This is a genomic window from Microbulbifer mixtoriginis (SeqCode) (genome assembly GCF_052466715.1).
On sequence record NZ_CP174288.1, the window covers coordinates 2,663,717 to 2,689,164 of the forward strand.

Annotated in this window: 20 protein-coding genes; 6 read left to right on the forward strand and 14 right to left on the reverse strand. The window is 48.1% G+C overall.

Translation table 11 applies throughout. The features are described from left to right. Positions 1 to 19: 19 nt before the first annotated feature. The 4 genes from ACJJH9_RS11760 to ACJJH9_RS11775 form a co-directional block, all read right to left on the reverse strand. On the reverse strand, positions 20 to 3,190 hold the full coding sequence (locus tag ACJJH9_RS11760) for a tetratricopeptide repeat protein (protein WP_444922862.1): 3,171 nt from the start codon (positions 3,188 to 3,190) through the stop codon (positions 20 to 22). Next, positions 3,187 to 5,397, reverse strand: coding sequence for a tetratricopeptide repeat protein (locus ACJJH9_RS11765; RefSeq protein ID WP_444922863.1), 2,211 nt, complete (start codon positions 5,395 to 5,397; stop codon positions 3,187 to 3,189). Before ACJJH9_RS11765 ends, ACJJH9_RS11760 begins: the two co-directional genes overlap by 4 nt. 2 nt (positions 5,398 to 5,399) lie before the next feature. Next, on the reverse strand, positions 5,400 to 5,909 hold the full coding sequence (locus ACJJH9_RS11770; RefSeq protein ID WP_252082145.1) for a hypothetical protein: 510 nt from the start codon (positions 5,907 to 5,909) through the stop codon (positions 5,400 to 5,402). Positions 5,910 to 6,370: 461 nt separating this feature from the next. Continuing rightward, positions 6,371 to 7,384 (reverse strand): NADP-dependent oxidoreductase, encoded by a 1,014-nt coding sequence (locus ACJJH9_RS11775; RefSeq protein WP_444922864.1) that lies wholly within the window; start codon positions 7,382 to 7,384, stop codon positions 6,371 to 6,373. A 147-nt stretch (positions 7,385 to 7,531) separates the two neighbouring features. Between ACJJH9_RS11775 and ACJJH9_RS11780 the strand changes: the two genes are divergently transcribed. Continuing rightward, positions 7,532 to 8,440 (forward strand): LysR family transcriptional regulator, encoded by a 909-nt coding sequence (locus ACJJH9_RS11780; RefSeq protein ID WP_444922865.1) that lies wholly within the window; start codon positions 7,532 to 7,534, stop codon positions 8,438 to 8,440. Positions 8,441 to 8,781: 341 nt separating this feature from the next. Continuing rightward, positions 8,782 to 9,312, forward strand: a complete 531-nt coding sequence (locus tag ACJJH9_RS11785) for a hypothetical protein (RefSeq protein ID WP_444922866.1) — start codon at positions 8,782 to 8,784, stop codon at positions 9,310 to 9,312. A 192-nt stretch (positions 9,313 to 9,504) separates the two neighbouring features. Here ACJJH9_RS11785 and ACJJH9_RS11790 read toward each other — a convergent pair whose 3' ends face one another. The 3 genes from ACJJH9_RS11790 to ACJJH9_RS11800 form a co-directional block, all read right to left on the reverse strand. Continuing rightward, the gene (locus ACJJH9_RS11790; protein WP_444922867.1) at positions 9,505 to 9,690 is read right to left on the reverse strand and encodes a hypothetical protein; all 186 of its coding nucleotides are present in this window, start codon (positions 9,688 to 9,690) and stop codon (positions 9,505 to 9,507) included. A 373-nt stretch (positions 9,691 to 10,063) separates the two neighbouring features. Continuing rightward, on the reverse strand, positions 10,064 to 11,026 hold the full coding sequence (locus ACJJH9_RS11795; protein WP_444922868.1) for an alpha/beta fold hydrolase: 963 nt from the start codon (positions 11,024 to 11,026) through the stop codon (positions 10,064 to 10,066). A gap of 52 nt (positions 11,027 to 11,078) precedes the next feature. Further along, positions 11,079 to 11,507 carry an organic hydroperoxide resistance protein gene (locus tag ACJJH9_RS11800; protein ID WP_444922869.1) on the reverse strand — a complete coding sequence of 143 codons (429 nt, stop codon included), beginning with the start codon at positions 11,505 to 11,507 and terminating at the stop codon, positions 11,079 to 11,081. Between the two features lie 121 nt (positions 11,508 to 11,628). On the opposite strand from ACJJH9_RS11800, the gene ACJJH9_RS11805 reads away from it, so the two are divergent. Further along, entirely contained in the window at positions 11,629 to 12,456 is an 828-nt protein-coding gene (locus ACJJH9_RS11805) for an AraC family transcriptional regulator (protein ID WP_444922870.1), read from the forward strand. Between the two features lie 1,963 nt (positions 12,457 to 14,419). On the opposite strand, the gene ACJJH9_RS11810 is transcribed toward ACJJH9_RS11805, so the two are convergent. The 3 genes from ACJJH9_RS11810 to ACJJH9_RS11820 form a co-directional block, all read right to left on the reverse strand. Continuing rightward, positions 14,420 to 15,808, reverse strand: a complete 1,389-nt coding sequence (locus tag ACJJH9_RS11810) for an MFS transporter (protein WP_444922871.1) — start codon at positions 15,806 to 15,808, stop codon at positions 14,420 to 14,422. Positions 15,809 to 15,925: 117 nt separating this feature from the next. Then, entirely contained in the window at positions 15,926 to 17,314 is a 1,389-nt protein-coding gene (locus tag ACJJH9_RS11815) for an MFS transporter (protein WP_444922872.1), read from the reverse strand. Between the two features lie 88 nt (positions 17,315 to 17,402). Then, positions 17,403 to 18,785, reverse strand: a complete 1,383-nt coding sequence (locus ACJJH9_RS11820; RefSeq protein WP_444922873.1) for an MFS transporter — start codon at positions 18,783 to 18,785, stop codon at positions 17,403 to 17,405. Between the two features lie 250 nt (positions 18,786 to 19,035). On the opposite strand from ACJJH9_RS11820, the gene ACJJH9_RS11825 reads away from it, so the two are divergent. Then, entirely contained in the window at positions 19,036 to 19,548 is a 513-nt protein-coding gene (locus ACJJH9_RS11825; protein ID WP_444922874.1) for a DUF4174 domain-containing protein, read from the forward strand. A 209-nt stretch (positions 19,549 to 19,757) separates the two neighbouring features. Here the strand turns inward: ACJJH9_RS11825 and ACJJH9_RS11830 are convergent, their stop codons facing one another. Then, positions 19,758 to 20,996 (reverse strand): alkylhydroperoxidase-related (seleno)protein, encoded by a 1,239-nt coding sequence (locus ACJJH9_RS11830; protein ID WP_444922875.1) that lies wholly within the window; start codon positions 20,994 to 20,996, stop codon positions 19,758 to 19,760. A 244-nt stretch (positions 20,997 to 21,240) separates the two neighbouring features. Here ACJJH9_RS11830 and ACJJH9_RS11835 point away from each other — a divergent pair, with 244 nt between their 5' ends. Together ACJJH9_RS11835 and ACJJH9_RS11840 are read left to right on the forward strand one after the other, a co-directional pair. Then, complete coding sequence (locus ACJJH9_RS11835; protein WP_444922876.1) at positions 21,241 to 21,867, forward strand: NAD-dependent epimerase/dehydratase family protein; 627 nt, start codon at positions 21,241 to 21,243, stop codon at positions 21,865 to 21,867. A 277-nt stretch (positions 21,868 to 22,144) separates the two neighbouring features. Beyond that, the gene (locus tag ACJJH9_RS11840; protein ID WP_444886578.1) at positions 22,145 to 22,729 is read left to right on the forward strand and encodes an exopolysaccharide biosynthesis protein; all 585 of its coding nucleotides are present in this window, start codon (positions 22,145 to 22,147) and stop codon (positions 22,727 to 22,729) included. 32 nt (positions 22,730 to 22,761) lie between these two features. Here the strand turns inward: ACJJH9_RS11840 and ACJJH9_RS11845 are convergent, their stop codons facing one another. From ACJJH9_RS11845 to ACJJH9_RS11855, 3 genes are all read right to left on the reverse strand, one after another. Beyond that, on the reverse strand, positions 22,762 to 23,361 hold the full coding sequence (locus ACJJH9_RS11845) for a CPBP family intramembrane glutamic endopeptidase (protein WP_444922877.1): 600 nt from the start codon (positions 23,359 to 23,361) through the stop codon (positions 22,762 to 22,764). 93 nt (positions 23,362 to 23,454) lie between these two features. Next, positions 23,455 to 23,976 (reverse strand): GDYXXLXY domain-containing protein, encoded by a 522-nt coding sequence (locus ACJJH9_RS11850; protein WP_444922878.1) that lies wholly within the window; start codon positions 23,974 to 23,976, stop codon positions 23,455 to 23,457. Further along, complete coding sequence (locus ACJJH9_RS11855) at positions 23,973 to 25,289, reverse strand: DUF2157 domain-containing protein (RefSeq protein WP_444922879.1); 1,317 nt, start codon at positions 25,287 to 25,289, stop codon at positions 23,973 to 23,975. The genes ACJJH9_RS11850 and ACJJH9_RS11855 overlap by 4 nt, the downstream gene beginning before the upstream one ends. Between the last annotated feature and the right edge of the window lie 159 nt (positions 25,290 to 25,448).

Here is a 25,448-nt window from a genome sequence, read left to right on the forward strand (position 1 = left end):
CTCTTCTCCATTCTCGCTATTACTGGCCGGAAACTACTTCCGCTGATTCCAAGGCCTCCGGCTCCGGTGGCAGAGGGACAATACTCTGCAGATAGTCACCAGCCTCTTCGACACGGGCATAACGGGCCGGCATCAGACCGGCAAGTTGGCCGATACTCTTATCGATCCAGGGGTTGTAGATACCCATCCCAAGTAACTCGACATTTTTTTCATGCACGGAAATCGCTTTTTCCTCGAACGGATAAATTTGATCTTCCAGAGCCAGCTCGTACTCTTCCAGTTCCAGCGCACTCAAATTCGTTGGGCGCTCGGATTCCTTCAGAGACACACTGAAGTGCAAATAAATTTCCGCGAGGTAATAAGTGGCTGCGGCGGTCACATCCGCTGCCTGGTAATCAATCAGGGCAGAGAAATCGCTAATCGCTTTTTTCATGCGCTTGCGTTTCAGGTTGAGGTTCTGCTCGATTGGCTTAACCAGCATCACATTGGTAAAGGCCTGATAACTGGGCTCAGCCAGCTGTAACGCGGCGCTACCAGCCAGGTAGCGGGTGCGATCACTGCGCTGGGAACCGCCACGCTTCTCTATGCGCACCATCTCACGCAGTTCCTGCATATAGCGTTTTTGCTGCCCAGCAGTTTTGTAGATATCGGCGATTTTTTGCCGCGTCTCCAGGGCGGGCTCCATGGGGTTGGGGAACAGCTTCACGTAGCGTCTCAACACCGCCAACGCCCTGTCGCTGTCTTTAGCGGTACTGTAGAGATCCGCTGCCTGTGTCAGAGCCTCGCGGCGTATTTCCTCGTCCTCAGATTCTCGCTCAATACGCTCAAACTCCGCCGCTGCCAATAAGAGCTCGCCACTTTCCTGATAGACCACCGCCAGTTTCTTGGTGACATCTTTGGCCAGTTCATGCTCTGGGAAATTCCCACGGAAATTGTTCAGCACTGTGGCGGCCTGGGTCCAATCCTTGAGCACAATCAGGGAAGCAGCAGCATCGTATTCGGCGGTGGCCAGTAAAGTGGCTCCCGGAGCCGCAGCGCGAATGCGCAGGAAGTGGCCGGCAGCAGTAGCGTGGTCCTCCTGCTTGCGTGCCATATCACCCTGCTGGTAAATGGATGCCGCCAGATTGTCGACCAGGCCAGCACGATCCTTGGCATCGGTGGCGGTGAGATTCAGGGTTTCCCCATAGGCCACTTCCGCATCGGCATAGGCATGGGTATCAAAGGAGCCGTGAGCCACCACCATCCAGGCGGAGCGGCGAATCTCCTGCTCTGCCGCCGGGAATTTTTCCAATAGCTGGCGCCCGTTATCGATCGCCGGCGTATAGTCTTTAAGACCGTACAAATCTTCCACCGCACCCAGCATTACCTGCGGCGCTTTGGCGTGCTGTGAGAAGGTATCGGCAAAGGTTAACGATGAACGAATAATTTCACGCAACAATGGAGCGCGCTGATCTGCACTGGCTTCTTTCAGATTGTTGGCCAGATGCTCGCGATAAGCGTAAACCGCAGCGTAACCCGCCTCGCTGGAATCCTTGTGGGCAGGATATTCATAGGCGGTGCGCTCATATTCCAGAGCGGCATTGTGGAAATCGCGATTTTCCAGCATCAAGCCGGCGAGCTGGTAGTTCATTTCCGGCGCGCGTTCAGCTTCACGGAAGGACTGCAAGTAACGGCGATACCAGTGAATTGCCTCTAGGTAATGCTCTCCCTTTTTATCCTTCAGTTTTTTGTTTTGGTAGGCGGCATGGTAATGACCGGCCAGGTCGATCAGGTTAGCCTGTAGAAATTCGACCACCTCACCAAATTCATTAATATCGAATACTGTCCAGTAGTCGGCATTGAGGGCATAGGTATTTACAAAAGTCTTCTTCGCTTCAAGCACCAGTTTGGGGAAACCGCCCTTGCTGTAAATCTCGATCACACGAATGGAAAAGTCCGCAGAAACCTTGTGCAGTGGATTGCGCTCCACAAAGGCGATATAGGATTTGGCCGAATCCTGGTAGCGACGTTTATTCAGGTAATACTCCCCGAGATGGCTGTACACCAGGTATTCATATTGGCGCGCACCCTTGCGGGAGAAATAGTCGACAATAGAATCCGGGCCCTCCATATATGAGAAGCTCAGACTCACCACGCGGAAAGTATCGTCCACATGCTTGCGCTCAACCGTATTGGTCTGCTGGTCAAAGTCGTAACCCTGGGAGACTTTGTAATCGAGCATGGCCACATAATCGTCCAGGGCCATCTCGTACATATCCTGCTTAAACAGGGACCAACCGCGTTTATACAGGGCCAGCTCGTAAAAACTGGAAATCTGCCCAATGGTGATTACCCGGCCATAGGCCTCTTCCGCATCCAGATACTTTTTGCGGGTAAAGTAATATTCCCCCAGGCGAAACCAGGCTTCATCGATATGACGGGAATCCGGGTATTTGGCTACCAACTGCCGCAATACATCTACTGCGGCATCAATTTGCCCGGCCTCTTCATAGGCGCGGGAGAGCTGGTACATCACCTGGTCGTTGCGGTCGTAAAGAGGGTATTTCTTCAGCAGGTTGAGATACAGAGCGATGGCCTCTCGGGCATTCGCCGACATCAGCGCTTCCGGGTCTTCTTCAGGAACCTGCAGTGGAGTGGTGTCTGCAGCGATATCCACACTGCCACTAGCGCGGGCTTCAAAGTCCGCATCAGACTCCGCCCCTGCTGCATGCTCAGTGGGGATACGCTGTACCTTGGCAACAGGCGCGGTTACCTCAGCCGGAGCTTCCAGGGCATTTTCTGCAGTTGCCTCCGGTGCTTCGATGGCAATCACAGCACCACTGCTTGCTGTGGCAGGGGCAATACCGTCAATGGCAGCATCCTCGGCCCGGTGCGCCTGCTTAATTTTTAGGTCGGCAATCCGACGCATCGCTTCAGGGGTGAGACTCGATTCGGGTGTTTCCTGCAGGTAGCGCTGATAACTTGCCAGGGCCTTTTCCAGGCTGCCGTCGATATATTCCTCTTTAATCTCAATATCGACATTTTGCAGGCTGCCAATTGTTTTGCCGCTGTTCACCGCACAAGCGTTAAGTAACAGTAATGCCGCGGCGAATGCACCATAGCGCAGTGCATTTTTGGGCTTCCGCCCTGTAGCTATTGGCTCGATCGCAAAACTAGCAGAGAGACTTACGCGATGATTTACAGGTTTCACGCCTTATCCCCCTCAGTTTCTGAAACTTGCCGTTCAGTGGATTTATTCTCAGGTAAAATTTCCGGCTGGTCTGCTTGGAGTTGCTCGCCCTGCTCCAGTGGCCCATTTTCACTTTCTGGTACTTTCAATTCGGCAGGATTGCTCTCAGGCAGAGTTTCCGGCTGCGCTTCTTGGCTCTGCTCCTGCAGCCCATTTTCGCTTTCCGGTGTTTCCAATTCGGGAGGGTTTTGCTCTGGCAAAGTTTCAGGCTGAGCCTCGCGATGCTGTTCAATCTTGCGCTGATCCTCGCGCTGCTCCTGCAGCTCATTGGCACGGTCGTAACTGTCGGCTAGGGCGAAGCGCGCTTTGATCTGGTAACTCTCCAGTTGGCTGCGGCGGCGCTCCAGCTCTTCAACAGCGAGTGCTTCCAGCATGCTGCCCTGGCGCGCCATCAACATCTCCAGACGCTGCTGGGCCGAACGAATCTGCGCACGCGAACGCTGGATATCCTTGTTATAACCGGTGTAACTGTGGGTCGCCGCCTGACGACTGCGCACATAGGAGCGGTACACCGTTTGTAACTTTTCGATCTCAGCGTTGAGGGCCTGCAAATGCTTATAGGCCTCGGTGAGACGCTGGTGATATTCGGTAGAGAGACGCAAATCCAAAATACCCTGCAAGCGCTCAACACGGCTGCGGCTTTGCTCGGTAAAACCTTTAGGGTTGCGTGCGATCTGCTTATGCAGCTGCAGTAGTTGCAGGCGCGCTTCCTGCTCTTCGGCGGTGGCGAGATACTCCGGGCGGCGAGAAACCAGCATTTGCTCTATGCGACTGGAGAATTGATCGCGCTGCTCCATACGCAGCTTGATCCGTGCATCCAAGGTACGGAACTGCTCATCCAGCTGTGGTAACAGGGGCTCGTAGTAAGCCCGACGCGCACTGATAATATCCTCGAAGGCAGTGAGACTTTTAAGCCACTCTTTATTGCGCTCGTAGAGATCATTCAAGTCGCGGTAGTTACGCAGAAATTCTTGGTAGTCATTGGAGGCCATGAGGTCGAGGAGATAGTGAGTCTCCGGTGCCTCCGGCAGATTGCGCAGCGCCACCACCCAGTTTTGTACCTGGGTAGCCTCTTTGCGCCGCAGCGCTTCGAGAAATTTGCCCTGACGAATACTGTTGATGGAAGCCGTCAGTGTGTCGATCTCACGGCCAAAGGCATCCAGGGCGCGGCCGTAATGAATTGCCGCAGTACTGTGTACATCCAATTTTCCATAGGCGTAAGGTACAGCTAGCATCACTTCCTGCACCGATTCATTGGTGCCCTTACGGTTTTGCAATATCCGCCAGGGTACCAGGGCGCGATCGAAACGCCCCGCTCGGGCCTCCACCCAACCGGCACCGAGCAGCGCCCGATTGGAGAAAGGCCCTTCGAGATTCACCCGGTCAAAATAGGGGCGCGCCAGCTGCAGTTCGCCGGCCTCCATCAAGTGGGAACCCAGTAATAAATTGGTCTTATCGTACAGGGCCTGATCGGCCGGGTCGCCACTGTGGCGCTTGCCCAGAGCGGTCAGCTCCAACACCCCGCGTGCTTCCTCGCCGGATTTCAACTGGGCAATGCCCAGGTTGAACTCCACAAAGCCCTCCAGGGATTCCTCACCTTTCAGGTCTTTCAGTAGCTCTACCGCTTCTTCGAGACGCCCCAACTCCATAAAAACCCGCGCGCGCAGGAATTGCTCCTCGGCACGCACCCGCAAGGGCACCTTGCCCTCAATCATTTCCAGCGCATGCAAAGCGTTTAGAGGCTGCTGTTTGTGGTAGTGAATTTTAGCCAGACGATAGGCGGCTTCATTGCGCACCTCCTGCGAAACATTGCCCTTCAGCACCGCTTCAATTGCGCGCCCCGCTTCCCGGTGCATACGGTAGGAAAGCTCCATGTCACCCACAGAGAATTCAGCCTGCCCAAGATGATTACTGAAGGGGTCTAACGCGGGCTCATCCAGACGGTGATACTGGGCCAGTTCGTTATCCAGCGCTACAATCGCATCAAAGTAGTTTTCCTGGTGGGCGTAGTACATGGCCGCACCAAAGAACAGATCGCGTAATTCTTCTTTATCATCGTCTGCGCCAGCCACACTAGGGAGTAGAGACAAACTACATAAAGTAAAGCTGAGAACTCGCAGGCCAGCTCCAGCTACGCCGGGAAATGCCGAAAGCAGGGGTATACGCATGGTTACCAGTCCTTGAAGTTAATCTCGGACTCGGTTCCGGAAATTCTGATCTCGACAAACTTTGGCCCTACCGCCTTGTCGATTTGATAAGAAGCATTGGCTCGATACTCTTTACCGGAAGGGGTCTTGCCTATAAAGCGCACTTGTAACGGGTGTCCACCAGCCTGCACATTACCGGTATAGATTTTTTGCACCCCCCCTTTTTGTAAGGATTCAATTTCCCGATAGGTGTAGAGGTGGTGCGCCACGATTTCACCATTGAGAGTGACTTCTACGGATTCCAGTTCAAAAGGCTTTTCGTCTGCGACAGAAACAAACAAAGCCACCTGAGTATTGGAAGGAAACAACAGTTTCTCTTCCAACTGTGCCAAAGTTGCTGTCAGATCAATTACATCTTTCTTAACATCCTGGATTTGCTCGTCCAAACCACGGATATCATCACGACTGACATTCTGCGCATTCACTGCGGCAGCCAGTAAAAGAAGGAGAGCTATCTGTAAAATTCTGAACATGTGGCCTACCTCTGACCCAATCCTTATCAATGAAAACCAGCGATGTGCAAACCCCTTGAGGGCCACATTGAAGTGCCTGTAAACAGGGACCTTTCAGCCAGCGGCATTGTAGTGAATACAGAAATAGGCAGATGTGAGGAAAGTCAAATCTAGGAAAACCGGCAATTGCTAATTTTTTGCACTGAGAAGTGATGCGACCGAGCAATTATGTGAGGTGGATCTCATTAATTCTAAATTCGCGCCGAAATGTTAATGGCTACTGTTTTATAGATTCATTGTGAAAGTCTTTCACAAGCAAAACTGCCAACCTATAAAATATTAAAAGTACCTGCTGTGCAATCGATAATCATTTATCATTTGCGACTAGCAATAAAATAAGCGTGGCTAGCCATTGGCAATCACCCAATAGATACAGGAATGACTGCCAACTTGTAAAGAAGCCGTTCAAATAGTCCGGCGATTTAATCGCCGCTGTACAATGAAATGATCACTTTACCCTTTGCTCGCTTGGTATTCAGGTAAGAGAAAGCCGCCAGACTCTGGCTGAATGGATAAACTTTATCAACGACGGGAGAAATGATTTTGTCCCTGTATAAGGCGCTTAGCTCACTGAGCTGATCCCCATTCGCCTGCATAATGACCATACGGTAAAACGCATTCTTGTCTTTCGCCTGTTTCAATACCGGGCGAGACTTAAGCCCGATTAGCTTACGGAAAAACCAGTTGATACCCAACTCCCTCGCCGTCAACGGGTCCAGCACCCCAGCAATAGATACTACTCTGCCGCCTCTTTTCAATACTTTAAAAGCATCCATTGTGTATTGTTGGCCTAGGGTGTCATACACCACATCAATATCAGACAATAAATCCAGATAGTTTTCTTTCTTATAATCGATCACTTGGTCCGCACCGAGTTTACGCACCCAGTCCACATTGGCACTACTGGTTGTAGTAATCACATAAGCGCCGTAGGCCTTGGCAAGCTGAATCGCCATAGAGCCGATGCCACCGGAACCCGCATGGATCAATACTTTCTCTCCCTTCTTCAAACCAGCAACCTGGATCAAGGCCTGGTAGGAGGTCAGCCCCACCAAAGGGATACTTGCAGCTTCTTCATGGGAGAGGTTTTCAGGTTTCTTCGCCAGATGCGTAGCATCCACCACCAGATACTGGGCAAGGGTGCCCACATGATCCTCCCCCACCCTGGCGAACACTTCCTCTCCGGGCTGATATTGTGAGACTCCACTACCCACTGCGACCACCTCGCCACTCAGATCCCGGCCAATTCCCACCGGCAAGTTGAGCTTCTTTAGCGCTTTCATCTCGCCGCGCATCACCATTAGATCAATGGGGTTGATGCTGGCGGCATTGATCTTGATCAACACCTCGCTCGCACCTGGCTCGGGTACATTCGCCTCCTGGAAAGCCAGACTGCTATCGATATCGCCATACTGAGTAATTTTGAGTGCTTTCATTAATCTCTCTAGTCATCAGTTCAAGAATGAGAGCGATAGTGCCCCCTGCCCCAACTGAGAAACAGAGAGCATTTAGTGGAAGTCTTTTGTCTTTCTGACAATAATGAATGCTAAGTTGCCGTGTAAACAAGCTAGAATAGGGGCTTTATGGACAAAATCCGGGCATTACGCTACTTCAAGCGCGTGGCAGAACTCTGTAGTTTTACTGCAGTGGCTGAGGAATTCGATGTTCCCGCCTCTTCTATTTCACGGCGTGTGCGGGACCTTGAGCAGTCTCTGGGAGTAGAGCTATTGCAGCGCAGCACCCGCAAGGTGGAAGTTACCGAACTGGGTAAGCTCTATTACTCCATGATTAATGAAGCCATTCGCCAACTGGAGCAGGCAGATGAGCTGGTGAGCCAAACCTTCGAAGCCCCCAGCGGGTTGATCCGTATCAGCTGCCTACCTTCTTACGGCGAACAGCACTTAACCCCCCTACTGGAACAATTCGCCCAACGCTACCCAAACATTGTTTTTGACCTGCACTATAGCGACGATCTTACCCAGCTAGGTAAAGATCCTGTAGATATCGCCATTCGCGGAGGCTCCGCTCCCGATGAGCATGTCATCGCCAAGCGTTTATCCAAGAACGAATTCTCACTCACCGCCACACCCGAGTACCTAAACACCCTAGGGAAAGAGTTACCGCTAAACAAACAGACTATTGAATCTGCCCACGCCCTCCAATACCGCGGCCCCAGAGGGCTGATTGACTGGCATTATTTCGATGATGATCACTGGGTGCCACTAAAGCTATCCACCCACCTGATCAGCAATAATGGCAAAGCTCTACTGGCTGCAGCACTAAATCATCGCGGTATGTTCTGTGTACCCTCATGGAGTATTTGCGAACACCTGAAATCTGGAGAATTAGTACAGGTTCCCACCCAAGGTAAAGTCTCTGTCAGCCCTGGAGGTGATATTGGCATCTTTCTTCTTTACGAGCGCAGTAAATATCAAATACCAAAAATTAAACTATGTGTGGATTTTATTTGTGAGCATTTGCAGAAAGCTTAAGAACAAGAAAAAAAGAGCTGTCGATTACAAAGATAACCAATAGCATTATTATCCAGTGTCATAGCCGTATTAAAATATGACAATTACCTTAAACGCAGGCAAATAGCACCACCCCCACAACTCACCTCCCCTAGCTACTTTTTATCGGTATAATACATGCAGCTCTTGCCCAAATAGAATATTTCATAAAATCAATCGAGCTGATATATTCTAGAATCTTAAATACTGTACGCCAGCAAGGAAGGATCTATGGGTTTAGATTGGAATCCTGCCAATAAAGCAAAGCCTGGGCATGAGAAAGAGTTTAGGGAAATCTATCAACATCTTTTAGGAAAAGTTTGGTGGGGAAGAAAAAACTAGAGCGAAGATTTGATGAGATATCAATCTCTGCTTTTGAAACTCTTAACACACCCCAGGTGGGCACTGATAAAGCAGCTACCCAATGGGCTAAAGAGAAGTACAAAGACTCAGCTCAAGAAATTACAGAAGAAGAATTTTTGTCCCAATTAACTGGATATTATGTCCTAGAGCTATCCCCTCCCTGCGATGGTATTCCTTGCTACAGCAATAATACTCAAGGTTACGTCGAAGCTTACTCTTTCAGGGCACAGTTTCTAAAAAATTGTAAGGAGATTATTGGGGAAGACTTGCTGGCTAAAGCATTTGAATATCAACAGCCTTCAGAGCTTATAAGCTATGGTGACGACCTAATTGATTCAGCAAATAGATATTCTGAACTACATGAAATTGAGATCCCAGAGCAATCGCCCGAGGAGGATGAAACTCCCTTCTATTTACATGTTGTAGTATCTGCTGGCCGATGGTGTAAATTTTGGGGAAGTAAAGGTCACATGCTGGAACCATATTATTAAAGGTGTGAACATTAAATGGAATCACTATCGACCGGCATTTTCACAAAGAGGAAATTGCCAAAACTGCTGTCATTGATGTAAGCATAAATCAGCGACCGCTTCTTATCTATCACGCATTTAAAAGACAGATAGATTTTTATCGTTTGCTTAAAGAACAAAATAAGCACCCAGCCAACTATAAAGTACTCAACTTCAAGCCTGTAAAAGAATACTCTCAAAGAATATATGAAAAGCCAATAGTTTCAGATAATTCCGATAGCCAAACCGATACCAATTAAAGAATTTTTTTGTAGCAGTAACCCCATGGATATTAGCTGCTGCAGCATCAATATTGTGGACATAATCCAGCATATCATCGGTGTTAATATACACCTTCACTCCAAAGTGCCTCTGACTATCCTTTTGCCTGATGCATTTCAAAATATCGAATTTTTGCTTTGTTTTTATGTTGAACCTGATACTGGGATGATTGTGGTATCAATGATGGTTCCTTCACGTAACATCATACCTTTATTTCGCAGGTGGTTGTTGATTGTTTCGAAGTGCCTGGGCCAAGATCATTGTTTCAAGATGGCGCCTACTTCCAGGGGGGAAGCTTCGATTCAGGCCCGATTAACCACCACCTACAATTGTTGTATCACGCGTTGAATTTACATCCGTTTTTTAACTACGGAGGTATGATCAGTATTGTCAAAACTAAAAAAGTATTCTTGTAGGCTGCCCTGCTTTCGCAGGGCACTCCTGGTGCTATTTACCTGTCCTGTAAAAACTTCAACAAGTCGTGATTGAGTTGCTCTTTATGAGTGTCGGCAAGGCCATGCGGCACACCGGGATAAACAACCAACTTGGCATTGGGGACAATTTTTGCTGCGGCACGGGCCGAATTGTCGATGGGAACAATCTGGTCGTCATCCCCATGAACTATCAACGTAGGCACATCAAATTTCTTCAGGTCCCCACGGAAATCTGTAGCCGAAAAGGCAGCGATAGAATCGTAGGTATTCTTGTGTCCACCTCGCATTCCCTGCGCCCAGAATGACTGAATCAAACCTTGCGAGGGCTCTGCATCTGGACGGTTAAATCCGAAAAATGGTCCAGATGCGATATCCAGGTAAAGTTGAGAGCGGTTTTCCAGGGACCCTTTACGGAGACCATCAAATACTTCCAGCGGCAAACCACCTGGGTTGGTGTTGGTCTTAAGCATAAGCGGTGTCACGGCTGAGATCAGCGCGGCTTTCTTAACGCGATCTGTACCATGTCGGCCGATATAGCGCGCGACCTCACCGCCACCGGTGGAAAAACCCACCAGGGTCACATCTTTCAGGTCCAGCGCTTTGATGACAGCTGCCAGATCATCTGCGTAATGATCCATATCATTACCGTCCCAGGGCTGGCTGGAGCGGCCGTGCCCTCGCCTGTCATGCGCCACAACGCGATAACCTTTGGATGCCAGGAATATCATCTGCGACTCCCAGCTGTCCGAGCTTAGTGGCCAACCATGGCTGAAGGTAACAACCGGCCCGTCCTTTGGCCCCCAATCCTTGTAGTAAAGCTGAACTCCATCACGGGTGGTGATGGTGCTGGCTGTCTTAGAATAACTATTAGCAGACTCGGCAGCTTTACTAGATTTTGAGTCAGCTGAAGAGTGTATTGTACTGAATGTAGTAAGGAGAGCTATTCCAAGAGCACCTATCTTACGAGTTAAGGGATTCATACTGGCTTCTCCTTCGAAGCATTTAAATCAGGTATTGGGAAATGCCGGCCACTTATTCAGCGGGCACAAGGTGTACATCAATGTTTCCACGGGTTGCATTTGAATAGGGACATACGATATGGGCCCTGTTAATCAGCAGCTGCACCACAGTCTCCGTCAGCCCGGGCAAGCTGATACACAGCGCCACCTGAATGCCAAAACCTGTGGGTATCGGGCCTATGCCGACCTTGCTGGTAACCTGTGAACCATCTGGCAGAGTGATTTTTTCTTGAGCTGCGACATGCTTCAATGCACCTAGAAAACAGGCGGAATAGCCAGCCGCAAATAGCTGTTCAGGATTGGTGCCGTTACCACCTGCACCACCAAGTTCTCGTGGTGTTGAAAGTTGGACGTCGAGGGCACCATCAGTTGATAGTGCTCGTCCCTCCCGACCACCCGTAGCGGTAGCCTCTGCTGTGTAGAGGACTTTTTCTAACTGCATGCTAATACTCCTTGGTTTTGTGAAGAGCCGGGGCTCATATCTGTCAACGGGTTTAAATTTATCCCCAGAAATGGGACGATATGTAACAATAAGTCTTTATAAATTGACCAGGAGTATCAGAATGGGGGATCGGCTGGCTGCCCTGCTGGATAAATTCTCAATCACAGCACGCGTATTCCACACAGGCACTTTATGCGGTATTAATGGGCTAAATGGCGACGGTGATATGGGACAGCTCCATTTGATTCGCCAGGGCACTGTCGAAGTCAACCACAGCAGTGGTCCGAAGTTGCAGATTTCAGAGCCCAGCCTGCTGTTCTACCCGCGACCGTTGGCACATCGCTTTATTACAGACTCCGAGAGTGGGGCAGATTTTGCCTGTGCCAACCTCAGCTTTGATGGCGGCCCTGGCAATCCTATAGCGGCAGCCCTGCCCGACTTTGTTTGCCTTCCATTGTCAGCTATATCCGATTCAAAAAGTGTACTGGACCTGATTTTTGAAGAAGCTTTCGCTCAAAACTGTGGTCGCCAGGCGATACTAGATCGCCTATTCGAAATCATAGTAATTCGGGTACTTCGGCACTTGATGGAGGAAGGGCTGACACAGGTTGGTATGCTGGCTGGTATGGCACACTCACGCTTGCGTTTAGCCCTGATTGCCATACATGAACAGCCCGCACATGACTGGTCCTTAGAAGAGCTGGCCCAACAAGCTGGCATGTCGCGGAGTGTATTTGCCAGATCTTTTCGTGATCAAGTTGGCACCACTCCAGCTGCATACTTGCAGCGTTGGCGGATATCGTTAGTACAGCGCGCTTTGAAACAGGGCTTGCCATTCAAACTGGTGGTAGAGGAAGTTGGCTATGGAAGCGAGGCCGCCTTGTCTCGCGCCTTTAAAGCTTGCGTGGGATGCTCCCCTCGACAATGGCTTAAGCAACAAGCCTCGTGAAGACTCTATTAACTAGACTTCATCATAATATCAAGAAGTCCATGCCTAATACCTAAGGAAGCAATTCATGCTTATTCTCACCATCCTACCAAGCGAACTTAATAAACTTCTGAATCCCCTTTATCACGGGTGCAGAGAAGCGAGAAGAGCTTAAATCAAAGAATGGTGAGAGGTAGATTGCAGAGAAGCCAGGTGCCCGGAAGGATTAGACCACTACAGTTAGTCTCTATCACGAGCATTCAAACAAGCGTAAGATATTACTATTAAGGTAATGGATAGGCACGCATAAGATTTTTGGGTCTAATAACTGTGGCCACATGGCCCTTTGTAAGGCCCGTTAATACCCATAAGTACACACAAATGCCCTCTCAAAGAGCTGCAGCAAGCTTAGCAATGCCATCTATCGCTCAAGTCTCCCAATCTGTACCTCTCCACCATTACCTCTTCAAATCTACAGTTGTCCTAAAATTAGCACTCCAAAAAATCAATTGTCTTTCACAAAAGGATCTCGATATGAAAACTATGACCTGCAAGCAATTAGGTGGCGCTTGTGATATTGAATTGTAAGCAAACTCATTTAAAGAGATTGTGGAACTTAGTAAGAAACATGGCATAGAGATGTTTCAGCAATAAGAACCGAAGCAACTAGAGTCCATGCATAAAATGTAGAAACTTATAAGAGGTTCTGAATTCATGAAAAAAGGATGGAATCCAAAAAGAAGCTTTTCATCTCCCTACTCTCTCAGTAGTAAATGTGAACTCAAAGATGGCCAAAAATACTATAGTGATAATATGGGTGGCTATTTGGCATTTCTGGTAAAACCAAAAGATCTATTTTCCAGCCAAGTAAGCCACCTCATAGTGAAAGCAATTATTCAAACAGTGTAAAAACTAAGATTTCTAAGTTAAAATAAGTGCAGACCATTGAACATATGGAAATGTTATGCAATTCATAATAACTCTATCCATCGTACTTTTATCCAGTTCGAACTCCACTACCCAGAGTACGCCTGAGATCCTTAAGATGTATGAACACTTTACCTTGTCTAGTGCCGCTGCTGGTAAGTGTTACCAACCTAAAAAACCAGAGCTAGCTTCATTCCTGGCAAATTATGAGCTGGTAACACGTATGTCATCTCAATACCTTAAAGAGAAAAGACCCCAACTAACAGAAAAACAAACAGCGCAGATACTTCTAGACGCAGGTAAACGAGCAACTGACAGGGTATATCAGGAAATAGAATCCGCAAGCTGTATGAGCCCCAAGATTCAGGATCTTATTAAGCGATTTAAGGTGCAATCAGCTTGGAAACCAGGAAGAAGGACCTAATCCCCTGGAAAGCCACCGCCAATGCCTGGTTGTGCTTGGTTATTTCAGATCAAAATTCAGGCGAATAAATAGGCGTTACTAGGCTTCCAGTAGAGAATGGTATCGCCGAAGTTGGCTATTTATTGCCACCTGAATTCCACGGAGAAAAGTATAGTACCAAATCATTGACAGCCCTGATGGAATGGGCAACCTTAGAGCATGGTATCACCCACTACAGAGCGGGTACTTGAGAAGTGTAGCTTCCACCTTGAAATGACAGCCCCAAGAGCTCCTATAATTTATGGAAAGACTTATACCGATCATATTTATTTTCCCAGGAAAGAGCCTATAACATGATTACTTGTTGAAAATCTGCACCTAAAAATAACTCATAAAACTTCTATCAATCACGGTCTCGACAATTTAGAAACCTATTGTTTTTTATAGCCCAAGGACTGGCAAAATAAAAAGTATCATTCTGACTACTGCAGCACCCTTTCCGAACCCCCTATAGATAGCTCTTCTTTGGGATGACCATTGATTTACAACATCATTTTTTAAGTATTTTTATTCTTCAAAAGTAAGATTTAAACATTTGAAATATTGCCTCGCTACGACTCTAAACCTATAAGTCGAAGAAAAGATAAAATTCAGTTAAGTAGATACTTCCTTCTGCTCGCTAGCAGCCACAAAAAACAGGCACCCTATCAACCCTGCAAGTGCAAGATAAGCATTAACCGTAAACGCCCGATCAATACCTGAAGAGATATCTGGTGAAAAAGCCACAATAGTCGCATTCATCCCAAGACCAATGGCACCTCCAGCAATTTTAAACATATATAATACGGCTCCGCCCAAACTGGCTCGACTTGGTGATACAGCAGTGATTGCAGCAGTGGTAATTGCAGGGTTAAAGAGGCCAATGCCTATACCCAGCATCATCATACCCGGCAAAAGGCTAATGAACCCGGTATGGTCGCTTAGATGAGACAACATAAACATTCCTACGCACATACAGAGTGTGCCTGCCCCAGCCAACCACCTTGGCCCAATCAGCTCATAAAAACGCCCTGATATATAAGCAAAGATTCCCGAAACAACCATCAATGGAGTCAATGACATACCAGATTGCATCGCGCTATACCCCTGTGTTTTTGTCAAAAACTGCGGAATATAAAGTAAGGCTGAAAAATATAAAACAGCGACTAACAGGGTAACAACACTTGCTGAAAGAAATTTTTTATTGCCGATAACATCACCCGGAACCAATGCAGTACGCCCTATGCGACATTCAATAAAGGAAAATAAACATATAAAAACTAGAAATATCGTCAACAATGTAATAACCAATGGATGCTTGAAGCCAATCTGCCCAGAAATATCCAACGCAAACAATAGCCCAAATAGTGAAATAGAAAGTGTTGCTACACCTGGATAATCAATTTTCTCTTCTGTCTGCTCTGGTGGTGTAAACGGAACTACTTTCCAGCAGACAAATAGTGCGATTGATGCTATAGGGATATTGATTAAAAAAATCCACCGCCAGCTTAAAAGGTCTGCCAGTATTCCTCCCAGTACTGGGCCTACGGCATTAGCAAATGCGCAAACTGCCATAATCAGCCCGCCAGCCTGGCCAGAGCGGTCATCGGGCATCAAGTTATAGGTCATCCCCAGAACTGATGGCCACATCAACGCTGCCCCAACTGCCATCAAAGCTCGGGAAATCAACAGCATATTAGCATTAACTGCCAATCCGCCTAAAATGGAGAAAAATATAAAAATCAGGGTACCGCAAAAAAATACACCTCTTCTACCGTAGAGATCAGCAAGCCGGCCACCAGTAATGATCAGCACCCCAAAGACCAGCGCATAGCCATTAATAATCCACTGGGAAGTGGTAATGTCTACATTAAATTCATTTTCGATAGCAGGTAATGCAGGAGCAAAAGCCGTAAAGTCATTTGCCACAAGGAACACAGCCACTGATAAGGCCGCGAGCCCTAAATATTGCTCCTTACCTAGAGTAGAGTTTAGCGCGGGCATTAATTGAAACCTCCTGCGCACTAGATCTCAAATCGAACTCAACACATTATCAAACCACGCTCTTAATCACATTTACGAACCCAACATAGAATCTTTTAAAACGATTAAGTTTCATTATTAATGCCGTCTCGAGAAGGCTTTTGGTAACTGCCCGGGAAGAAAGAAAACAGCAATCACAAACGCACTAAGAGCAAAATAAGCATTTACCGTATAGGCCCAACCAATACCACTCACCACATCTGGCGCAAAACCTACAATAGCCGCATTGATTCCCAAGCCCAAGGCACCTCCTGCAATCTTGAACATATAAAGAATCGCACTCGCCAAGCTCGAGCGTGCAGAATCTACCACTGATATCGCAGCGGTAGTCACCGCCGGATTGAACAAGCCAATACCAATCCCCAAAATAATCAATCCGGGTATAAGTTCAAGATATTCTGTTTCTTTGTTCAGATAAGATAGTGAAAATATTCCAGCGCCTTTGCAGACAAGCCCCCCACATATCAACAATTTAGCCCCCAGCTGTTTATGCAGAACACCCGATAGATAGGAGGTCAGTGTGAAGGTTGCCATAATGGGAATCATTCCCATACCAGACTGAACTGCCGTAAACCCCCGATATTCAATTAAAAACTGAGGCAAAAACAAAATAACAGCAAAAAACATCACTGCCGATAAAAGAGTAACCAAACTTACCAGGGAAAATGTTTTATTAGAGACAATATCAGCAGGAATTAATGCAACCTCTTGATTACGCTTTTCCACAATAATAAACAAGCAGATGAACACTAAGAATAGTATTATCAGATAGATCACCAATGGATCCCTGAAACCAATTTCGGCAGCCAAATTCAAAGAAATCAAAAGGCTGAACAGAGAAATGCTCAACGTCAAAACTCCCAGGTAGTCTATCTTCTCCCGTGAAATTTTGGGAACATCATCTGGAACTGACTTCCAGCAAAAACAAATTATGGTAATCGCAAGAGGAATATTTATAAAAAAAATCCACCTCCAACTTAAATATTCAGCCAACACCCCTCCAGCCACAGGCCCAACAATATTTGCCACCCCCAATACTGCCATCAAGCCCCCACCAACCTGCCCAGCATACTCCTTGGGAACCAGGCTATAGGTCATACCTATAACAGAGGGCCACATTAACGCTGCACCTATCCCCATCAGACAGCGGACTACCAGCAACATGGCCATATCAATAGCGAGGCCACCAATTAATGAGCAGAGAGCAAAAATAGCCGTTCCCACCATAAAAGCTCGTTTTCTGCCATAGATATCCGCTATGCGACCGCCAGTGACCACCAAAATACCAAAGATAAGTACATAACCATTAATCACCCATTGCGAAGTGGTGATATCAAATCCAAACTCACGCTGTATAGCTGGCAATGCAGGGGAGAAGGCGCTCATATCAATAGCGACCATAAATAAGGCCAGAGCGGCAGCAAATAAGCCATAAACCTGCCCTCTGGAAATCTGTAGCTGACTCACCACTGTAAATCCCTCAGCAATTCTGCAAGCCAATCGGATAGATTCGCAGCTTCCTTCACTTTCATCACATGCTCTTGCACTTCAGTGACTACCCGCCTTCCCGCTCTGGAATTCTAGGAGCGCTCATAAACATGAACGCAACAACAAAGCCCACAAAAGCAAAACAAGCGTTTACCTCAAATGCCAAGCTAATACCCGATGTGATATCTGGAGAGAAACCCAATATTGCCGCATTTACACCAAGCCCTACTGCTCCACCGGTAATTTTGAGCATATAGATAATGGCACTTGCTAAACTAGCGCGGTTGGGATTTACAACCGCAATAACCATTGTGGTTGTCGAGGGGTTAAACAGCCCCAGGCCAGCGCCTAATATAATCAACCCTAAGATGTAGTTATACCCTTCTCCCAGCCTGGACAAGTAAAACATCCCCAGGCTCATGCCCAAAATTCCAACACATACCAATATTTTCCCTCCGGTACGCAAATATAATTTACCTGCAATAAAGGACATCATGCCAAAAGCGACCATCATGGGCACCAGGGACAAGCCGGACTGAATAGTAGAGAAACCCCGCACATTGGTTAAGTATTGTGGCAAATACAGGATCACGGAAAAAAAAGTTACGGAGGTAAAAAGGGTAACAGCTCCTGCGGCAAAGAATCGCTTATTCTTAATGATATCCTGAGGTATCAGGGCGAAATCTCGCTCTTTTGTTTCAATCAGTACAAAAGCAATCGTAAACAGAAAAAAGGAGGTTAATAACCCCACTACCAAGGGATTCATAAAGCCATTTTCAGAAGCGAAATTTAAGGCCAAGAGAAAACTTAACAAAGAACCCGTAAGGGTCAAAACCCCCAAATAGTCAATTTTTTCGTTTGGATCATAAGGTGTATCTATCGGGATATATTTCCAGCACATATAGACCGCCGCAGTAGCGATGGGTAAGTTGAAAAAGAATAGCCAGCGCCAACTCAGTAGATCTGCCAACACTCCCCCTACTACTGGCCCCAAAGTATTGGCAAGACCGCAGATGGCCATAATTAATCCGCCGGTTTCCCCAGCGCGTTCTTCTGGCATAAGGTTGTATGCCATCCCCAGAATTGATGGCCACATTAAGGCGGCCCCAACACCCATTGCAGCCCTGGCGGCCAACAGCATTGGAACATTTACAGCTAGCCCTCCGAGTAGGGAAAAGATAAGGAATATAAACGCACCAATGATGAAGGTACGGCGCCGCCCAATAATGTCGGCAATACGGCCACCGGTGACAACCATTACCCCAAAAACCAGCCCATAGCCATTAATTACCCACTGTGAGGTAGTAATATTCATATTCATCTCCCTTTCTATTGCGGGAATCGCCGGGGAGAATGCACTGATATCAATGGCAATGATAAATAGGGCAACATAAATGGCTAATAGGCCTAAGCGGTTTGACTGCTGGGTAGGCTCCTGCATGTGCTCCATAAATGGTACCAGCTTCAGAAACTCCAGTTTGATTGTTAGGCCAGGGGAGTTCGACCACACCAAGCAATACGCTAATCTATCGCAGATTCGATTTTTTATCCTAAAACCTGATTACAAAAACCGGTAAGCTTGAAAGAGTCACCCAAAACTGTTTCTTTTGGAGTGCCACAAAGGGTACTACTTAAGCTTAGTTGAGTTTACTCAGCTAAACTCCAATGTATTTAGCAATCTAAATAGCAGAGTTGTGATAATGCGTATACTATTTTTCTTGCTATTACTTATTCAATCCTTACAGCTTGCCGCTGAAGAAACAGCTATAAGTAACCTCAAAGATTTTCAATGGAAAAATCGTATTTTACTGCTAGCAAACCCACCAAAGCCCACTGAAACCCTAGAGTCACTGCTCAAGCTGGGGCCACAATTTGCTGAGAGGCAACTTATTTGGTTTTTATTTTTGGGTGACAAAATTGAAACCAATTATGCAGGAAAAATTACTGGGGATTTTGGTAAAAATATTCGCGATGAATATTTCAAGGGAAATAGTGAACAAGTTGTGCTAATTGGCAAGGATGGCAGAGAAAAATATCGTACAGTTACCTTTTCCCCTGTAGAAATTTTTCAGCGCATAGACCGTATGCCTATGCGCAAGCAGGAGATGCAGGGCAGCCATCAGCCCAGTGAAGTACTTTTGGGTAAATGTACTGTATCTGTTGGTTCATTAAATTTTGCACCAAGATTGACCAGAAGGTTTTGCCAGGAATGATTACACTCAATTTCTCCGTGGTGCACCTTGCTTTATATTTACTGCTTCAAACCTTGAGAGGACCTTTGAACCCACTATTGAAGCGGGTCTATCAAGATCCACACTATACCGATAACGATTATAACGGTAGGCGACTCATCCTCATTGGCATATGGGCTTTTTAGCGATTGAATCTGGCTCACTATTCCAAAGGGAGAGTAGCTTGTTATTTAAGCCCTATCCCTGGCTCTTTTCCCCACCATTTTAAACAAAATCGGGCGAACCTTGGCAAATAGCCACCCCAACGCCTTACCCCCGGCCGTCGTCTCACTTGCCTGAGCATATGTATCCAGCGCCAGTTGACTTTGTGCCTGCTGACTTAACAGATCCACTTCTTTATCCAGCTCTATTCCTGTGGCGCTGGCAATACGATTCATACGCTGGAAACTGCCAATTAGCGCGGCCGTATCCACCAGTGCAGAATCACCATGCTCCCTGGATAACTTCTCCCTGGCGAGGACAAGTTGCTGATTATCATCCCCCATAGCAGCGTCCACAAAACCAATAAGCTCCGCATACTCCCCGGAAATTCCCCCATTACCAGGTCCATTATTTTCACTAGCTGCCGCTCTTTCCGAAGAGAGCAAGTCGGTGATATTTTGCTGCTTACCCTGCACCTCTCCGCTTACTTGCAGCAACATTGCGTGAGATGCCGAACAATAGAAACACTCGTTATTCATCGACACCCTGGTAGCGACTAACTCAATTTCTATACGAGATAGCGCACGATCGTGACTCTCACCTACCTGCATGACTTCAGAGGGTAAAAAGTAATAACGATTCTCCATATAGCGCTGACAACGCACCGCCTCTGGCACCAAACTCAAAGCTCTAAGCACATTAGTGGGCTTGGGGACATCCCTATATAAATCTTGCTCCTCCTCGGCACACTGGCCCTTGCCGATCATTGGCACCCAGGCTGCACCCTCTTCCAGGCCTTCGGGAATATATTGCGATGGCGATTCATTCACTAAAGTTTGAATTTCTGGCAATGCCTCCAAAGGTAAACCCAGTGCCCGATGGAAGGTATCCACATTCATGACAAATACAACTACAGCGACCAACTCCACATACTGTCCCTTAGAGATTTCTGAGGGCACTAGTCTTTTAAACCACTCTTCACTTAAGCGGGAGGAGTCTGTCACTATACGGTGAACTGTATCGACAATAACTTCAGAAAGTTCCGAATTAGATTCATGCCGCCCCTCCACCTGATAAGGTGAAAGCGCTTTCTTCCGCTCTCGGCAAAATGCACATTCATGTGCTGCACGCACCTCTCTGGCAATGGCAAGGTGCTGCTGGGCAGACCACCAATTGCCGGTCTCCCCAATAAACTGCCAGGCTTTTAAATTTGCCTCACGTAGACCTTCACGGATAGGCAACTTCTGTTTCGAGTAATCAAATAGCATTGTTCAATCCGACTCCCTAAAAGGGTTGATACCTTCACCAACAATTACGAAGGAGATTAATATGTAATAAGCAAACATTTCTACATTTATTTTTAGAATTAATTTTTTAAATAAATCGCCCATTTATTTAAAAAAATAGTCGGAAAATTTACAGCGGGGAAAGGGACCAATACATTTGACAACCCCACCCCTAAATAGTGGATCATCAGCTAATTTGCAAATGTATGAATCGGAAATTTTTATAATGAAGGCAATTATTATCGGTGCAACGGGACTGATTGGCAGTGAACTGGTTGAACTGTTGGCAAAGGAATCCGCTATCGATGAGATAATCACTCTTACCCGCCGAAATGTCCCTATTCGCCACCCCAAGGTACGCAATGAAATTGTGGACTTTGAACATCTGACGGACTATGCAGACTTATTCCATGGTGACTTGCTTTTTTCCTGCCTTAGCACTACCAAAAAACAAGCCGGCAGCCTGGAGCAACAACATAAGGTGGATGTGGATTATCAATACCAGGCGGCAAAGCTCTCTGCGGATAATGGGGTGTCGCATTACCTGCTGGTATCCTCTAGCGGTGGCAATACCTACTTGCAAATGAAGGGGGAACTTGAACAGAAGGTTTTATCTTTGCCCTTTGTACGAACCAGTATCTTTCGCCCTTCCCTACTTTTAGGTGAGCGGGGCGATTCCCGTCCAGCAGAGAAAATTGGCGCCATATTATTACCCTGGATCTGCCGACTCCCCGGACTACAGCGTTATCGCCCAATCGAGGGTGCTCAGGTAGCGGCAAAGATGGTGAGAGAGAGCCTTAAAGAGGGCAAAGGCCAAGAAACCTTCACTCTGGATGAATTGTTTTCCAACTAGCGCCTTTTTGGGCTGGCGCTTGAGGCTTTGGCGGCACAGACTATCTCTATAGGATTCCCTTTGCGGTGAACGCCATGCTGTTGTTTGTGCACTATTTATCTAGACTGCTCCTGTCTTTAGCCCCCTCCCTGCTGCTTATCTACGTAGCCTATCACCGGCATAAGCGCCAGTATGGAAGATCCCAGATGGAAGATCCCGGATGGAAGATCCCGGATGGAAGATCCCGACTCACCGTTCTTGTCCGATCAATCAGTAATGGGCATTGAAGCCTAAGCCTATGCCCCAGGAATTTACCGGCCTATGCCAGCTGCTGGAACACATAGAAGCCAGCTGCCAGCATACTGAACGGGTCTCCCTAGAGTTGGTAATAGATGCCGTAGGGCTCGGTTCTTATGCGCCCTTTCTGCTGGTGGTGGGATTGATTCTATTTTCCCCGCTAAGCGGCGTGCCCGGCATATCTACCTCCATGGCAGCATTACTCCTACTAGTGGCCATTCAGTTGTTACTGGGGCGCAAACATGTATGGCTGCCCCAGTGGCTATTAAACCGTTCGATTTCCAAGAAGAAGCTGACCCGAGCATTGCACTGGTTGAGGCGGCCGGCAGAGTTTGCCGATCGCTGGATGCAGCCACGCCTGCATTTTCTGGTAAAGCGCAGTGGCACCTATGCTATTGCCACTACTTGCTCGCTTATCGCCCTGACGATGCCGCTGATGGAACTGGTGCCCTTTTCGGCCACTACAGCGGGCTTCGCCCTCACTATTTTTGGGCTGGCCTTGGTGGCTCACGATGGCTTGCTAGCGCTGATCGGCTTTACCATGACCGCCCTACTAACCCTACTACTAGCGCATACCCTGCTGTAAGGCTGACACATCCAACCACTGAAATGCGCCTGTTACTTGGCCAGCCACCGATCCGCACCCAATACTTTCGGGTAATAGGCAAGTGTGGCCAGGGCAAAAAAATCGTAGAGGGCATGCCAGACAACCACCCCCAATAGGCTGCCGCTGGCTTGGTAGACAAAACCAAGGATTAAGCCAAATGCGAAAATTAGCAGCACATAGATCAGCGAAGCCCAGTGAAGAAGGGCAAAAACGAAAGAAGCTCCGAGTAACCCCAGCAGTGGGGAGCTCAGTTGCGACAGCCAGGTTTGCAGAAAGCCACGAAATAACAACTCCTCACAAACACCTGCGGCAAGAGACAGCAGTACCACCTGGGCCAAAGGCATTTTGCAGAAAATTGGCGCCAGCTGGGCACAGTACCAACGCAGAGTACGCCCCACGCGATGATGGGCGCGGGTCAATGCCACAACCACAGCAAAGCTTAACAGTGCGCCCAAGACTCCCCAGGCAACAGAACTCCACGGGTCGCCTCTTGCTGGTGATAGCGTCACATCGGAAAGCCAAAGTCCGATCACTGCCAACAACAGGCAAGCCCCCTGCACCCACATCATGGTGCTGAAGATATTTATCTGGCGCTTTCTTCCCTGTGACATAGATTCTGACTCCATTCATTAGAGCTGTTTTTTCCCTCGACTCTTCGCCAGATACAGCCTCGCGTTACAACTCCAGAGCATAAAGTGAGTGACTCAGCCGCCCCCTATTACACTCTTGAGGCTCACCTGACCACTGGGCGCTACCATAAGCTCGGCAATCCCACCATCGCGTAATTCCCGCTCCAACTGCAGGGCCTTTTCTTTGGGGGCAAAGTAGGCCTCTATACCGTACTTGATGCGGTAAAATTGCTCTGCCCTCCAGGGATTAGCACCGGCAATCCGCCCCTTAAGAAATATCCCCTCGACCGGTTTTTCCAAGCTCGCCGCAGAAAATTCATAAAGCCCTGAGGGGGATTTTTTCAAGGAGACATACACCACCTCCCCCTCTCGTATGCGGCGCTCTTCCGTTAAGGCTAACTTGGCAATACGGGAAAAGTCGTAATTCAAGCGCGCATAGTTGCCGCGAAACAGGGAGCGGGGGTCTACCGGTATCGTTTTTACCCGAATTGGCTCTCCAGTCCAAAGCGGCACCTGTGCCTTTACATACATGCCTACCAGAATCAAAAACTGTGCGGCTATCGCCATACCCAAGGCAAAAGTCAGTCCCTTTTTCATTGTGCTCCCTCCCTGCCCTGGTGGTACTTCCAGTACTTGGCGGCGCCCAATAACAGGCCCGCAAACAAAATAAAGATCAGCGAAGCCCCCAGGTAATCACCGATCAGATCGATATAACGCAGCAATGCAGTGATCAGTATCGACATCACCCCAAGGAAGAAATAATGGGAAATACCATCGTGAATACCCCGGTAAATTAACCAGCTACCACAGCCAATAAGGGCGAAATTGGTAGCCACTTGCAAATACATCGCCAAGTCTTGGTTATCACTGCTGCTGACAGTGATGAGGGCACCAATAAAGAACACATAGAGCAATCCACTCGATATCAAGCGCCTGGCCGGCAGTGCCAACAGCAGAGTAACAGTGGCCATCGCGGCCACCACCAGCCACATAGACAACCGGTGTTGCCAATCGGCCTCGATCAACGCCTCCCAAGGCTGTGCGAAGCTGAATACCAACAGGCTGACCAGGGCAAAACGCAGACACCACACCGAGATCACCGCAGCGTAGTCCTTGGCCACCGGCGAAGCCCTCAGCGCCAGCCAATGACTAAAGGTATACAGCAGAATAAACAGGGAGACCGCCACCGCCAGATTCTCTGAATAAAATTCCAGCCCCGCGCCCAGCTGCTCGCCACGCCAGAATTCCGATAGCGAGAATTCGATCCAGAAGCCGATACTCACCAAAAGCAGCAGCATAAGAATGGTGCTCGCTCGCCCGCGTAAAAGTACATAGAGAGATAGCGCTATAAAGAGCGGGAAGAGCGCCGGGTAATAGCCCATGCTCACCTGTAAAAAGAACCACAGCAGTGCCAGCACATTTGCCTGAATGGCCAGCCAAGGGCTGCGGGTAATCAAGGCAAATGGCAGACAGCCCAGTGCCCACCAGAAGATTCCATCGGGCATATGCTCACCCAGATGGTAGATTTGTGCGATCAGGATTATCGCGGCACCAAAAAAGAAGTTCCCCAGCAGAAAGAGCCCTTCGCCGGCACGGCGGTCCCCTGTGCAATAAGCTCGCAAGGCAACACACTGAGTGACCAGCGTGAGCGCAATCAAACCGCCCATACGCAACGCGCGGGGGATTTCTTCCCAATTGGCGCCAATCAGGGTGATCAGTGCAAGCGCGATAAATAGATAAGCGAGCCCCACTAACACGTTGTAACCTAGTGAGCGCTGCCGGGCACTACGATAATCCACCTGGTAGCGGGCACAAATTAACTCTGCTTGTGCCTCGCTGATCACCCCGTCATCCACCCAATCCTCGGCTTCACGCGCCAAGTCATATTTCAATAAGCGTATCAATCGCATACCACTGTCCTGCGGCCAAATATCCATTACTGCGCTGTTCAGCGCCCGCTGTAAGTCTTTGGAGTATCTCTGATGTCGTCCCCATCCACAATCTAACAGCCAAGCCGGTCAAGCCCCAGGGCAGCAAGATAGCGACAAGCTATCTGACATATTTAAATT

Coding starts and splice junctions, on each gene's coding strand:
- ACJJH9_RS11805 (WP_444922870.1), top strand. CDS start 11,629: ATGGGGGATCGGCTGGCTGCCCTGCTGGATAAATTCTCAATCACAGCA.
- ACJJH9_RS11855 (WP_444922879.1), bottom strand. CDS start 25,289: ATGCGATTGATACGCTTATTGAAATATGACTTGGCGCGTGAAGCCGAG.
- ACJJH9_RS11820 (WP_444922873.1), bottom strand. CDS start 18,785: ATGGAGCACATGCAGGAGCCTACCCAGCAGTCAAACCGCTTAGGCCTA.
- ACJJH9_RS11840 (WP_444886578.1), top strand. CDS start 22,145: ATGCCCCAGGAATTTACCGGCCTATGCCAGCTGCTGGAACACATAGAA.
- ACJJH9_RS11845 (WP_444922877.1), bottom strand. CDS start 23,361: ATGTCACAGGGAAGAAAGCGCCAGATAAATATCTTCAGCACCATGATG.
- ACJJH9_RS11770 (WP_252082145.1), bottom strand. CDS start 5,909: ATGTTCAGAATTTTACAGATAGCTCTCCTTCTTTTACTGGCTGCCGCA.
- ACJJH9_RS11835 (WP_444922876.1), top strand. CDS start 21,241: ATGAAGGCAATTATTATCGGTGCAACGGGACTGATTGGCAGTGAACTG.
- ACJJH9_RS11780 (WP_444922865.1), top strand. CDS start 7,532: ATGGACAAAATCCGGGCATTACGCTACTTCAAGCGCGTGGCAGAACTC.
- ACJJH9_RS11810 (WP_444922871.1), bottom strand. CDS start 15,808: ATGCCCGCGCTAAACTCTACTCTAGGTAAGGAGCAATATTTAGGGCTC.
- ACJJH9_RS11825 (WP_444922874.1), top strand. CDS start 19,036: ATGCGTATACTATTTTTCTTGCTATTACTTATTCAATCCTTACAGCTT.
- ACJJH9_RS11775 (WP_444922864.1), bottom strand. CDS start 7,384: ATGAAAGCACTCAAAATTACTCAGTATGGCGATATCGATAGCAGTCTG.
- ACJJH9_RS11795 (WP_444922868.1), bottom strand. CDS start 11,026: ATGAATCCCTTAACTCGTAAGATAGGTGCTCTTGGAATAGCTCTCCTT.
- ACJJH9_RS11830 (WP_444922875.1), bottom strand. CDS start 20,996: ATGCTATTTGATTACTCGAAACAGAAGTTGCCTATCCGTGAAGGTCTA.
- ACJJH9_RS11765 (WP_444922863.1), bottom strand. CDS start 5,397: ATGCGTATACCCCTGCTTTCGGCATTTCCCGGCGTAGCTGGAGCTGGC.
- ACJJH9_RS11800 (WP_444922869.1), bottom strand. CDS start 11,507: ATGCAGTTAGAAAAAGTCCTCTACACAGCAGAGGCTACCGCTACGGGT.
- ACJJH9_RS11850 (WP_444922878.1), bottom strand. CDS start 23,976: ATGAAAAAGGGACTGACTTTTGCCTTGGGTATGGCGATAGCCGCACAG.